Here is a 13,221-nt window from a genome sequence, read left to right on the forward strand (position 1 = left end):
GGGTCACGACAAAGAATTCCCTTAGCCCGTCCACCTTCGGGTGGGCAAACGAAGACTGAAGAAAATGGCCACTATCCACGTAGACGGCAAAGATCTCGAAGTCGATGGTGCGGACAACCTGCTGCAGGCCTGTCTGTCCCTCGGACTCGATATCCCCTACTTCTGCTGGCACCCGGCGCTCGGCAGCGTCGGCGCCTGCCGCCAGTGTGCGGTGAAGCAGTACACCGACGAAAACGACAAGCGCGGCCGCCTGGTCATGTCCTGCATGACGCCGGCGACCGACAACAGCTGGATTTCCATCGACGACGAAGAGGCCGTGGCCTTCCGCAAGAGCGTCGTCGAATGGCTGATGACCAACCACCCGCACGACTGCCCGGTCTGCGAGGAAGGCGGCCACTGCCACCTGCAGGACATGACGGTGATGACCGGCCACAACGCCCGTCGTTATCGCTTCACCAAGCGTACTCACCAGAACCAGGAACTCGGCCCGTTCATCGCCCACGAGATGAACCGCTGCATCGCCTGCTACCGCTGCGTGCGTTACTACAAGGACTACGCTGGCGGTACCGATCTGGGCGTCTACGGCGCTCACGACAACGTGTATTTCGGGCGTGTCGAAGACGGCACCCTGGAAAGCGAGTTCTCCGGCAACCTGGTCGAGGTCTGCCCGACCGGCGTGTTCACCGACAAGACCCACTCCGAGCGTTACAACCGCAAGTGGGACATGCAGTTCGCGCCGAGCATCTGCCATGGCTGCTCCAGCGGCTGCAACACCAGCCCGGGCGAGCGCTATGGCGAAGTGCGTCGCATCGAGAACCGCTTCAACGGCTCGGTGAACGGGTACTTCCTTTGCGACCGTGGCCGTTTCGGTTATGGCTACGTCAACCGTGAAGACCGTCCGCGTCAGCCGTTGATGGTGCTCAGCAAGATGAAGATGGGCCTCGATGCCGCCCTCGATCAGGCCGCTGCCCTGCTGAAGAACCGCAAGGTGATCGGCATCGGCTCGCCGCGTGCCAGCCTCGAGGGCAACTTCGCCCTGCGCGAACTGGTCGGCGCCGAGAACTTCTATTCCGGTATCGCGGCGGCTGAGCAGGCCAATATCCGCCTGATCCGTGACGTGCTGCAGAACGGCCCGCTGCCGGTGCCGACCCTGCGCGATATCGAAGACCACGACGCGGTATTCGTGCTCGGTGAAGACCTGACCCAGACCGCCGCCCGTATCGCTCTGGCGCTGCGCCAGTCGGTCAAGGGCAAGGCCACCGAGATCGCGGCCGGTGCGAAGATCCAGGACTGGCACATGGCTGCGGTGCAGAACGTCGCCCAGCACGCGCTCAATCCACTGTTCATCGCCAGCGTAACCGCCACGCGCCTCGACGATGTTGCCGAGCAGTGCGTACACGCCGCGCCGGACGACCTCGCGCGTATCGGTTTTGCCGTGGCTCACGCCATTGACCCGAGCGCACCGGCAGTCGAAGGTCTGGAAGCTGAAGCCGCCGAGCTGGTGCAGCGCATCGCCGACGCGCTCTTGAACGCCAAGCGCCCGCTGATCGTCTCCGGTGCTTCGCTGGGCAATCGCGCCCTGATCGAAGCAGCGGCGAACATCGCCAGCGCCCTGAAGAATCGCGACAAGGCCGGCTCCATCAGTCTGGTGGTGCCGGAAGCCAACAGCATGGGCCTGGCCCTGCTGATGGGCGACAAGTTCGCCGGCAACAGCCTGGACGACGCGCTGCACGCGCTCACCTCGGGCCAGGCCGACGCACTGGTGGTGCTGGAAAACGACCTCTACCACCGCGCTGACGCTGCCCGTGTCGACGCTGCCCTGGCAGCCGCCAAGGTGGTGATCGTCGCCGATCACCAGAGCACCGCCACCACGGCCAAGGCGCACCTGCTGCTGCCAGCCGCCAGTTTCGCCGAAGGCGACGGCACCCTGGTCAGCCAGGAAGGTCGCGCGCAGCGCTTCTTCCAGGTTTACGATCCGTCCTACTACGACGCCAACATCCTGGTGCGTGAAGGCTGGCGCTGGCTGCACGCGCTGCACAGCACGCTGCACAACCGTGGCGTGGACTGGACGCAGCTGGATCAGGTCACCGCCGCCTGCGCGGCCAGCAGTGCCGAGCTGGCCGGTATCCGTGACGCCGCGCCAAGCGCCTCGTTCCGCATCAAGGGCCTCAAGCTCGCTCGTGAGCCGCACCGCTACAGCGGGCGTACCGCCATGCGCGCCAACATCAGCGTGCACGAACCGCGTCAGCCCCAGGACAAGGACTCGGCTTTCGCGTTCTCCATGGAAGGCTATTCGGGCAGCAAGGAAGACCGTCAGCAGATCCCCTTCGCCTGGTCGCCAGGCTGGAACTCGCCCCAGGCCTGGAACAAGTTCCAGGACGAAGTCGGCGGTCATCTGCGTGCAGGCGACCCAGGCGTGCGCCTGATCGAAGCCAAAGGTGAAAACCTGGGCTGGTTCAGCGCGCCAACGGCCTTCAACCCGGCTCAGGGCACCTGGCAGGCAGTACCGCTGCACCACCTGTTCGGCAGCGAGGAAATGTCCTCGCGCGCCGCGCCGATCGCCGAACGCACGCCTGAGGCCTACGTGGCCCTGGCCAAGGATGAGGCCGATCGCCTCGGTGTCAACGACGGCGCCCTGCTGCAGCTGAACGTAAAAGGCCAAAACCTGCGCCTGCCGCTGCGCGTCAGTGAAGAGCTGGGTGTCGGCCTGGTTGGCTTGCCAGCGGGCCTGGCAGGCATTCCTGCTGGCATCGCCGGTGCGGCCGTGACCAACATCGGGGAGGCCGCGCGATGAGTTGGCTGACACCTCAGTTGCTCGACATCATTCAGGAAGTGCTCAAGGCCATCGTCATCCTGCTTGCGGTGGTGGTCACCGGCGCCCTGCTGAGCTTCGTCGAGCGCCGTCTGCTCGGCTGGTGGCAGGATCGCTACGGCCCCAACCGGGTCGGCCCGTTCGGCATGTTCCAGATCGCTGCGGACATGCTGAAGATGTTCTTCAAGGAAGACTGGACGCCACCGTTCGCCGACAAGGTGATCTTCACCCTGGCCCCGGTGATCGCCATGGGCGCGATGCTGATCGCCTTCGCGATCATCCCGATCACGCCCAACTGGGGCGTGGCGAACCTGAACATCGGCATTCTGTTCTTCTTCGCCATGGCGGGTCTGTCGGTATACGCCGTACTGTTCGCCGGCTGGTCGAGCAACAACAAGTTCGCCCTGCTCGGCAGCCTGCGCGCGTCGGCCCAGACCATTTCCTACGAAGTGTTCCTGGCCCTGGCGCTGATGGGCATCGTCGCCCAGGTCGGCTCGTTCAACATGCGCGATATCGTCGACTACCAGGCGCAGAACCTGTGGTTCATCATTCCGCAGTTCTTCGGCTTCTGCACCTTCTTCATCGCTGGTGTGGCCGTGACTCACCGTCACCCCTTCGACCAGCCTGAAGCGGAGCAGGAACTGGCCGACGGCTACCACATCGAGTATGCCGGCATGAAATGGGGCATGTTCTTCGTCGGTGAATACATCGGCATCGTGACCATTTCCGCCCTGCTGGTGACCCTGTTCTTCGGCGGCTGGCACGGCCCGTTCGGCATCCTGCCGCAGATCCCGTTCTTCTGGTTCGCGATCAAGACCTGCTTCTTCATCATGATCTTCATCCTGCTGCGCGCCTCCATCCCGCGCCCACGGTATGACCAGGTCATGGCCTTCAGCTGGAAGTTCTGTCTGCCGCTGACCCTGATCAACCTGCTGGTGACCGGCGCCGTTGTGCTGGCCACGGCCCAGTAAGGAGAAAAAGCGATGTTCAAATACATATGGGACGTACTGGTCGGTACCGCGACCCAGTTGCGCAGCCTGGTGATGGTCTTCGGCCATGGCTTCCGCAAGCGCGACACCCTGCAATACCCGGAAGAGCAGGTTTACCTGCCGCCACGCTACCGGGGGCGCATCGTGCTGACCCGCGACCCCGACGGCGAAGAGCGCTGCGTGGCCTGCAACCTGTGCGCCGTGGCCTGCCCGGTGGGCTGCATCTCGCTGCAGAAGGCGGAAACCGAGGACGGTCGCTGGTACCCGGACTTCTTCCGCATCAACTTCTCGCGCTGCATCTTCTGCGGCCTGTGCGAGGAAGCCTGTCCGACCACCGCGATCCAGCTCACCCCGGATTTCGAGATGGGCGAGTACAAGCGTCAGGATCTGGTCTACGAGAAAGAGGATCTGCTGATCTCCGGCCCTGGCAAGAACCCGGACTACAACTTCTACCGCGTGGCCGGCATGGCCATTGCCGGCAAGCCCAAGGGCGCCGCGCAGGATGAAGCCGAGCCGATCAACGTCAAAGGGTTGTTGCCATAATGGAATTCGCCTTCTACTTCTCTGCCGGGGTCGCGGTTGCCTCGACCCTGGGCGTGATCACCAGCAAGAACCCGGTGCACGCCCTGCTCTACCTGATCATCTCGCTGCTGGCCGTTTCCATGGTGTTCTTCAGCCTGGGTGCGCCGTTCGCCGGCGCGCTGGAAATCATCGTCTACGCCGGCGCCATCATGGTGCTGTTCGTGTTCGTGGTGATGATGCTCAACCTGGGCCCGGCCTCGGTCGAGCAGGAACGCACCTGGCTCAGCCCAGGCATCTGGATTGGTCCGGCGCTGCTTTCCGCCGTGCTGCTGGGGCAATTGCTGTACGTGCTGTTCGCCGTACCGAGCGGTGCCACCATCGGCCATACCACGGTCGATGCCAAAGCCGTCGGCATTCACCTGTTCGGCCCTTATCTGCTGGCCGTGGAGCTGGCTTCCATGCTGCTGCTTGCCGCGCTGGTCGCCGCGTATCACCTGGGCCGCAATGACATCAAGGACGCTACGCCATGAACGGTATTCCAATGGAGCACGGCCTGGCGCTGGCCGGCGTGCTGTTCAGTCTCGGCCTGGTCGGCCTGATGGTGCGCCGCAACATCCTGTTCGTGCTGATGAGCCTGGAAGTGATGATGAACGCCGCAGCCCTGGCCTTCGTCGTGGCAGGTGCGCGCTGGGGCCAGGCTGACGGGCAGATCATGTTCATTCTGGTCATCGCCCTGGCGGCTGCCGAAGCGAGCATCGGCCTGGCGATCCTGCTGCAGCTGTATCGCCGCTTCCACACCCTCGATATCGACGCAGCCAGCGAGATGCGCGGATGAACTTCCTATTCCTGACGTTACTGTTCCCCCTGATTGGCTGGTTCATTCTGGCTTTCTCCCGTGGTCGCCTGAGCGAAGGCAGCGCGGCACTGATCGGCGTCGGCTCGGTCGGCCTGTCGGCACTGACCACCGCCTGGATCATGTGGCAGTTCAACAGCGCACCACCGGCAGGCGGGGTGTACACCCAGACCCTGTGGCAGTGGATGAGCGTCGATGGCCTGGCGCCGAGCTTCACCCTGTATCTGGACGGCCTGTCGCTGACCATGCTCGGCGTGGTCACCGGCGTGGGCTTCCTGATCCACATGTTCGCCAGCTGGTACATGCGTGGTGAAGAGGGTTATTCGCGCTTCCTCTCCTACACCAACCTGTTCATCTTCAGCATGTTGCTGCTGGTGCTGGGCGACAACCTGATGACCCTGTTCTTCGGGTGGGAAGGCGTAGGCCTGTGCTCGTACCTGCTGATCGGCTTCTATTACAAGCACGTGCCCAACGGCAACGCGGCGCTGAAGGCCTTCATCGTCACCCGCATCGGTGACGTGTTCCTGATGATTGGCCTGTTCCTGCTGTTCCTCAACCTCGGCACCCTGAACATTCAGGAGCTGATGGTGCTGGCCCCGCAGAAGTACGCGGCTGGCGATACCTGGCTGTGGCTGGCGACCCTGATGCTGCTCGGCGGCGCGGTCGGCAAATCCGCGCAGTTGCCGCTGCAGACCTGGCTGGCTGACGCCATGGCCGGTCCGACTCCGGTTTCGGCACTGATCCACGCCGCCACCATGGTCACCGCGGGCGTCTACCTGATCGCCCGCACCAACGGCCTGTTCCTGCTGACCCCGGAAATTCTCCAGCTGGTCGGCATCGTCGGTGGCGTGACCCTGGTGCTGGCGGGTTTCGCCGCCCTGGTTCAGACCGACATCAAGCGCATCCTCGCCTACTCGACCATGAGCCAGATCGGCTACATGTTCCTGGCCCTGGGCGTTGGTGCCTGGGACGCGGCGATCTTCCACCTGATGACCCACGCGTTCTTCAAGGCGCTGCTGTTCCTGGCCTCCGGTTCGGTGATCCATGCCTGCCATCACGAGCAGAACATCTTCAAGATGGGCGGTCTGTGGAAGAAACTGCCACTGGCCTACGCCAGCTTCATCGTCGGTGGCTCGGCCCTGGCAGCGCTGCCGCTGATCACCGTGGGCTTCTATTCCAAGGACGAGATCCTCTGGGAAGCCTTCGCCAGCGGTAACTCCGGCCTGCTCTACGCCGGCCTGCTGGGCGCCTTCATGACTTCGATCTACACCTTCCGGCTGATCTTCATCGCCTTCCATGGCGAGCAGAAGACCGAGGCCCACGCCGGTCATGGCATCGCCCACAACCTGCCGCTGCTGGTGCTGATCGTGCTGTCGACCTTCATCGGCGCCTGGATCACCCCGCCACTGGCTGGCGTGTTGCCGCAGAGCGCCGGCCATGCCGGTGGCGAAGCCAAGCACAGCCTGGAAATCGTCTCGGGCTGCATCGCCCTGGCCGGCATCCTGCTGGCGGCCATGCTGTTCCTCGGCAAGCGCAGTTTCGTGAATACCGTCGCCAGCAGCGCGCCGGGTCGCTTCCTGTCGGCCTGGTGGTTCGCCGCCTGGGGCTTCGACTGGCTTTACGACAAGATTTTCGTGCAGCCCTACCTGTTCCTCTGCCGCGTGCTCGCCCGCGACCCCATCGACGGTGCCATTGGCATCGTGCCGCGCCTGGCGCGCGGCGGTCATGGCGTGTTGAGCCGCAGCGAGACCGGGCATCTGCGCTGGTACGCCATCTCCATCGCCGGGGGCGCCGTGCTGGTGCTCGCCGCTGTGTTGCTGGCCTGACCGATGATCCCGAATACTTTTTCTAAGGAAACTCGCCCGTCATGATTCTGCCTTGGCTAATCCTGATTCCCTTCATCGGCGGCCTGTTGTGCTGGCAGGCGGAGCGCTTCGGCGGAACCCTGCCGCGCTGGATAGCGCTGCTGACCATGTCCCTGCTGTTCGGCCTCGGCCTGTGGCTGTGGGGCACCGGCGACTTCAGCCTGGCGCCTGCGCCGGGTGCCGAGCCACGCTGGGCCCACGAGTTCCAGGTGCGCTGGATCGAGCGCTTCGGCATCAGCATTCACCTGGCGATGGATGGCCTGTCGGTACTGATGGTCACCCTCACCGGCCTGCTCGGTGTGCTCTCGGTGCTCTGCTCGTGGAACGAGATCCAGAACCGCGTCGGCTTCTTCCACCTCAACCTGATGTGGATTCTCGGCGGCGTGGTAGGTGTGTTCCTGGCCATCGACCTGTTCCTGTTCTTCTTCTTCTGGGAAATGATGCTGGTGCCGATGTATTTCCTCATCGCGCTCTGGGGTCATAGCGGCAGCCCTGGCAAGAGCCGCATCAACGCGGCCACCAAGTTCTTCATCTTCACGCAGGCCAGCGGCCTGGTGATGCTGGTTGCGATCCTCGGCCTGGTGTTCGTGCACTTCAACCAGACCGGCGTGTTCACCTTCAACTACGCGGACCTGCTCAAGACCGAACTGTCGGAAGGCACCGAATACCTGCTGATGCTCGGCTTCTTCATCGCCTTCGCGGTGAAGTTCCCGGTGGTGCCCTTCCACTCCTGGCTGCCGGACGCTCACGCTCAGGCACCGACCGCCGGTTCCGTGGACCTCGCCGGTATCCTGCTGAAGACTGCGGCCTACGGCCTGCTGCGTTTCGCGTTGCCGCTGTTCCCCAATGCTTCCGCCGAGTTCGCGCCCATCGCCATGTACCTGGGCGTGTTCGCGATCATCTACGGCGCATTGCTGTCCTTCGCGCAGACCGATATCAAGCGCCTGGTGGCCTACTCCAGCGTGTCGCACATGGGCTTCGTGCTGATCGCCATCTACTCCGGCAGCCAGATCGCCCTGCAGGGCGCGGTGGTGCAGATGATGGCTCACGGCCTGTCGGCTGCTGCACTGTTCATCCTCTGCGGTCAGCTGTACGAGCGCCTGCATACCCGCGACATGCGCGAGATGGGTGGCATCTGGGCACGCATGTCCTGGCTGCCGGCGTTGAGCCTGTTCTTCGCCGCTGCCGCACTGGGGCTGCCGGGCACCGGCAACTTCGTTGGCGAGTTCCTGATTCTGATCGGCAGCTTCCCGACCGCACCCTGGGTCACCGTGATCGCGGCGACCGGTCTGGTGCTGGGCTCGGTGTACTCGCTGATCATGATCCACCGTGCGCATTTCGGCCCGGTGAAGAACGACAGCCCACTGCCAGGCCTGCAATTCCGTGAACTGAGCATGGTGCTGTGCCTGGCCGTGCTGCTGATTCTGCTCGGCGTTTACCCGCAGCCGGTGCTCGACACCTCCGCCGCCAGCATGCAAGGCGTGCAGCAGTGGTTCAGCGGCGCCCTCAATCAACTCGCTTCGGGCCAGTAGACGTTATGGAACATCACGCTGTGGAATTCACCACCCAACACCTGATCGCCCTGCTCCCGCTGCTGGTCACCTGCGCCACCGTGGTCGTGGTGATGCTGGCCATCGCCTGGAAACGCAGCCACGCGCTGACCTTCGTGCTCTCGGTGATCGGCCTCAACGCGGCGCTGCTGTCGCTGCTGCCGACCATCGGCGTCACCCCGCTGCAGGTCACCCCGCTGATGCAGATCGACACTTTCGCCTGTTACTACATGGCGCTGGTACTGATCGCGACGCTGGCCTGCGTGACCCTGACCCACGCCTACCTGGGCGAGGCGACGGTCGACGACGGCAAGACCAAGGGCTACCCGCGCAACCGCGAGGAGATGTATCTCCTGCTGCTGCTCTCCGCCGCCGGCGGCCTGGTGCTGGTCAGCACCGAGCACCTGGCAGGCCTGTTCATCGGCCTGGAGCTGCTCTCGGTACCGACCTACGGGATGATCGCCTACGCCTACTTCAACAAGCGTTCCCTGGAAGCCGGTATCAAGTACATGGTGCTGTCGGCAGCCGGCAGTGCCTTCCTGCTGTTCGGCATGGCGCTGCTGTATGCCGACGCCGGCAGCCTGAGCTTCGCCGAGATCGGTGCCAGTCTGGCCGGTGCCAGCGGCAGTCAACTGGTGCAGATCGGCATCGGCATGATGCTCATCGGCCTGGCGTTCAAGCTGTCCATGGTGCCGTTCCACCTGTGGACGCCAGACGTCTACGAAGGTGCTCCGGCTCCTGTCGCCGCGTTCCTGGCCACGGCCAGCAAGGTGGCGGTGTTCGCCGTGCTGCTGCGTCTTTATCAGCTCTCTCCGGCCACCGCCGGCGGCTGGCTGAACGACCTGCTGACGGTCATCGCCATCGCCTCGATCCTGTTCGGCAACCTGCTGGCTCTGGTACAGAACAACCTCAAGCGTCTGCTCGGTTATTCGTCCATCGCCCACTTCGGTTATCTGCTGGTGGCACTGATCGCCAGCAAAGGCCTGGCCGTGGAAGCCATCGGTGTATACATGGCCACCTACGTGCTCACCAGCCTCGGCGCGTTCGGTGTGATCACGCTCATGTCCACGCCTTACAATGGCCGTGACGCTGACGCGCTGTACGAGTACCGCGGCCTGTTCTGGCGCCGTCCGTACCTGACCGCGGTACTCACGGTGATGATGCTGTCGCTGGCCGGTATCCCGCTCACCGCGGGCTTCATCGGCAAATTCTACGTGATTGCCGCAGGCGTTCAGGCGCAACTGTGGTGGCTGATCGGCGCGCTGATTCTGGGCAGTGCCATCGCGGTGTTCTACTACCTGCGGGTGATGGTCACGCTGTTCCTGGTCGAGCCCAATCTGCATCGCCACGATGCCCAGTTCAACTGGGGCCAGCGTGCCGGTGGGATCATGCTGATTCTGGTGACCATTCTGGCCTTCATCCTCGGCGTCTACCCACAGCCGCTGCTGGATCTGGTGCAACAGGCAGGCCTCAGCGCCGCGCTCTGATCGCACTGCAACGAAAAATGGCTGCCACTGGGCAGCCATTTTTCATTCAGCATCCGAAAGCTGGCCGGGCACACCACGTAGCCTGCCGCTGAGCGAAGCGATGCGCAGGAAGACGAGTACCCTCACTCACGCGGCTACCGCCGCCGGGTTTCGCTTGGCTTCACCCAGGCTACCGATGAACGATGGTTCTGCCTGATAACGAAGAACGGCTGCCCTTGGGCAGCCGTTCTGGTTTGTGCGCACTCTTATTCGGGCAATCTGACGGTCTTCTTACCGGCGCTGAACAGGTTCCAGCTGGCGACGAACAATGCCGCTATCAGCGGGCCGAGAACGAAGCCGTTGAGACCGAACAGCGCCATGCCGCCCAGGGTCGAGATCAGGATCAGGTAATCGGGCAAGCGAGTGTCCTTGCCGACCAGAATCGGACGCAGGATGTTGTCCACCAGGCCGATTACCAGCACGCCGAACAGGGTCAGTACCACGGCCTGCCAGATGCTGCCGCTGAGGAACAGGTAAATGGCAACCGGAGCCCAGACGATGCCGGCGCCTGCGGCGGGCAGCAGCGACAGGAAGGCCATCAGCACGCCCCATAGCAGTGGGCTGGGAATGCCCAGCACCCAGAAGATCAGACCACCCAGGGCGCCCTGTACCGCAGCGACCACGATGTTGCCTTTGACCGTAGCGCGAACCACTCGGGTGAATTTGATCTGCAAGCGACGTTTGGTGTTGTCGCCCAGCGGGACTGCCATGCGGATATCCCGCACCAGTTCCTGGCCATCGCGCAGCAGGAAAAACAGCAGATAGAGCATGATGAAAAAGCTGATCACGAACTGAATGGTGCCCTGACCAATGGAGAACACCTTGGTCGCCAGGTACTGGCTGCCCGCCGCAGCGCCGCTGGAAATCTGCTCACGCAGGCCGTCCAGATTACCCATACCGATACGATCGATCTGCTGCTGCATGAACGCGGGGAGCATCTCCTTGGTACTGGTGACGTAGGCGCCGACATCCAGATCGCCCGATTCGATGCGCTGATAGATGCTGGTGCCCTCGGCAACCATCGCCGAGGTGATGAAGATCACCGGCAGAATCGCCACCAACAGGCAAATGACCAGCGTCAGCAAGGCCGACAGGTTGCCGCGCCCGCCAATGCGCCGGGCCATGCGCCGCTGCAGGGGGGCGAACACCACCGCCAGCGCCACCGCCCAGAACACCGCCCCGTAGAACGGCAGCAGGATCCAGATGAAAGCGATCGTCACCAGGACGAGCAGCAGGATGAAGGTTTTCTTTTCGAGGGAGGTAGTCGGCATGGTCGGATCACAGGAGGGGTATGCCCGTTAGTGTGCTGTGGTCCGAACAAAGTGCGAGAAACTTCTCGAGAAGGGCCTCCCTGCCCACGTTACTCAGATTCTGAACTGGCGTACCAGTTGCTCCAGGCCCTGCCCCAGCTGTGCCAGGCTGCGTGCGGTCTGCGCGCCCTGGCGGGTTTCGTCGGCGACGCTATCCACTGCGCCGGCAATCTGATGCACGCTGCGGTTGATCTCTTCGGCGACGGCGGTCTGCTCTTCGGCGGCGCTGGCGATCTGCGCGTTCATGGCGTTGATGGTGCCGATCAGCCCGGCGATGGCGTCCAGCGAGGTGCCGGCCTTGTTGGCCTGTTCGCTGGTGATATCGCCGGCATCGCTGGACTGGCGCATGGCGTTGACCGCATCGCGGGTGCCGCTCTGCAGGCGGTCGATCATGCCCTGAATCTCCTGGGTGCTTTGCTGGGTACGGCTGGCCAGCGCCCGAACCTCATCGGCGACCACGGCGAAACCTCGGCCAGCCTCACCCGCACGCGCCGCCTCGATGGCCGCATTGAGGGCCAGCAGGTTGGTCTGTTCGGCGATCGAGCGGATCACGTCGAGCACGCTGACGATGGAGTGCACGTCCTTCTGCAGGTTGTCGAGTGAGGTGCCGCTGCCGCGAATGTCGCCAACCAGAGAGTGGATGCGGGCGATGCTGCCGTCGACCACCTGCTTGGCCGCCTGCCCTTCACGATCGGTCTGCTGGGCAGCCTCAGCCGCACCCTGGGCGCTTTTCGCCACCTCGTGGGCAGCAGCGGACATCTCGTTGATCGCCGTGGCAACCTGATCCGTCTCATGGCGCTGACGCTCCATGGCCTGTTCGGAACGTTGCGCCTGGGCGGCAACCTGGCCGACCAGTTCGGTCAGTTGCCCGGTCATGTCGACGATCTGCCGTACCAGGCCATGCACCTTGTCGACGAAACGGTTGAACGAGCCGGCCAGCTCGCCCAGCTCGTCGCGGCTGGTTACCGGCAGGCGACGGGTCAGGTCGCCGTCGCCAGCCGCGATGTCGTCCAGATTGGCCTTGATCTGCTGCAGGGGGCGCAGGAAGGTGTTGGCGAGAATCGCCCCGATCACGCCGAATACCACCAGCAACACCACGGCGATTACCAGAATGCTGGTGATGATGGTGCTCACGCGCTGATCGATGCCCTCGCGAACGGTCGCGATCTGCGCCTCCACACCGTCCAGATTGATCGCCGTGCCCAGGGCCATGTCCCACTTCGGCAGGTAATAGCTGTAGGCGAGCTTGGGCACCTGAATCGATTCGTTGCCCGGCAGCGGCGAGGAATAGTTGACGTAGTTGCTGTTGTCCTTGGCGACGCGCACCAGCTCGCGGTTGACGTAGACGCCGTTGACGTCACGCCGATCGTTGAGGCTCTTGCCGACATCCACGGGGCTGTCGCTTCTGAACAGCCGGACCACGTTGGAGTCATGCCCGAAGAAGTAACCATCCTGGCCGTACTTGATCTTCGACAGGATGGCGATGGCCTGCGCTCGGCTGGCCAGATCCCCCTGGGCAGCGGCATCGTAGAGCGTCTGTACGGCGCCCATGGCGATCGAGCTGTAGTTCTTCAGTTCGTTGCGCTTCTCGTCCAGCAGGCGAGCACGGGTCTCGGTGACCTCCTGCTCCGCCAGACCGTACAGCACCTTGGCGGCAGCGCCGCTGAGCACCAGGGCGAACAGCAGAACCGGAACCAGTGCCAACAGCACGACTTTGGACTTCAAGGTCAGGCGCATTTTTATTTTCCTTGTGGCCAGGCGAAGCCAAGGGGAGAAGGCTTCTACTCAGGTCAT

The 13,221-nt window shown here is 63.5% G+C and carries 10 protein-coding genes; 8 read left to right on the forward strand and 2 right to left on the reverse strand.

The genetic code is table 11. The annotated features are described in order from the left end of the window. Window positions 1–64 precede the first annotated feature (64 nt). Genes nuoG through nuoN form a run of 8 tightly spaced genes read left to right on the forward strand, consistent with a single transcriptional unit; the run spans window position 65 to window position 10,078 of the window. Window positions 65–2,794 (forward strand): NADH-quinone oxidoreductase subunit NuoG, encoded by a 2,730-nt coding sequence (gene nuoG / locus FHR27_RS07160; RefSeq protein WP_179538173.1) that lies wholly within the window; start codon window positions 65–67, stop codon window positions 2,792–2,794. Next, window positions 2,791–3,783, forward strand: a complete 993-nt coding sequence (nuoH, locus tag FHR27_RS07165) for an NADH-quinone oxidoreductase subunit NuoH (RefSeq protein WP_042552633.1) — start codon at window positions 2,791–2,793, stop codon at window positions 3,781–3,783. Before nuoG ends, nuoH begins: the two co-directional genes overlap by 4 nt. 12 nt (window positions 3,784–3,795) lie before the next feature. Continuing rightward, the gene (gene nuoI, locus FHR27_RS07170) at window positions 3,796–4,344 is read left to right on the forward strand and encodes an NADH-quinone oxidoreductase subunit NuoI (RefSeq protein ID WP_042552632.1); all 549 of its coding nucleotides are present in this window, start codon (window positions 3,796–3,798) and stop codon (window positions 4,342–4,344) included. After that, window positions 4,344–4,853: an NADH-quinone oxidoreductase subunit J gene (nuoJ, locus tag FHR27_RS07175; RefSeq protein ID WP_042552631.1), complete on the forward strand. Its 510-nt coding sequence runs from the start codon at window positions 4,344–4,346 to the stop codon at window positions 4,851–4,853. Before nuoI ends, nuoJ begins: the two co-directional genes overlap by 1 nt. Beyond that, window positions 4,850–5,158: an NADH-quinone oxidoreductase subunit NuoK gene (gene nuoK / locus FHR27_RS07180; protein WP_027905359.1), complete on the forward strand. Its 309-nt coding sequence runs from the start codon at window positions 4,850–4,852 to the stop codon at window positions 5,156–5,158. The genes nuoJ and nuoK overlap by 4 nt, the downstream gene beginning before the upstream one ends. Further along, window positions 5,155–7,002 (forward strand): NADH-quinone oxidoreductase subunit L, encoded by a 1,848-nt coding sequence (nuoL, locus tag FHR27_RS07185; RefSeq protein WP_179538174.1) that lies wholly within the window; start codon window positions 5,155–5,157, stop codon window positions 7,000–7,002. Before nuoK ends, nuoL begins: the two co-directional genes overlap by 4 nt. A 41-nt stretch (window positions 7,003–7,043) precedes the next feature. Next, entirely contained in the window at window positions 7,044–8,573 is a 1,530-nt protein-coding gene (gene nuoM / locus FHR27_RS07190; protein WP_042552629.1) for an NADH-quinone oxidoreductase subunit M, read from the forward strand. A 20-nt stretch (window positions 8,574–8,593) separates the two neighbouring features. Continuing rightward, on the forward strand, window positions 8,594–10,078 hold the full coding sequence (nuoN, locus tag FHR27_RS07195; RefSeq protein ID WP_042552628.1) for an NADH-quinone oxidoreductase subunit NuoN: 1,485 nt from the start codon (window positions 8,594–8,596) through the stop codon (window positions 10,076–10,078). Between the two features lie 245 nt (window positions 10,079–10,323). Here the strand turns inward: nuoN and FHR27_RS07200 are convergent, their stop codons facing one another. Both FHR27_RS07200 and FHR27_RS07205 read right to left on the reverse strand, forming a co-directional pair. Further along, on the reverse strand, window positions 10,324–11,388 hold the full coding sequence (locus FHR27_RS07200) for an AI-2E family transporter (protein WP_042552627.1): 1,065 nt from the start codon (window positions 11,386–11,388) through the stop codon (window positions 10,324–10,326). A 93-nt stretch (window positions 11,389–11,481) separates the two neighbouring features. Then, entirely contained in the window at window positions 11,482–13,164 is a 1,683-nt protein-coding gene (locus FHR27_RS07205) for a methyl-accepting chemotaxis protein (RefSeq protein WP_179538175.1), read from the reverse strand. Between the last annotated feature and the right edge of the window lie 57 nt (window positions 13,165–13,221).

Source organism: Pseudomonas flavescens (genome assembly GCF_013408425.1).
In the GTDB taxonomy this organism is placed as follows: Bacteria; Pseudomonadota; Gammaproteobacteria; order Pseudomonadales; family Pseudomonadaceae; genus Aquipseudomonas; species Aquipseudomonas fulva_A.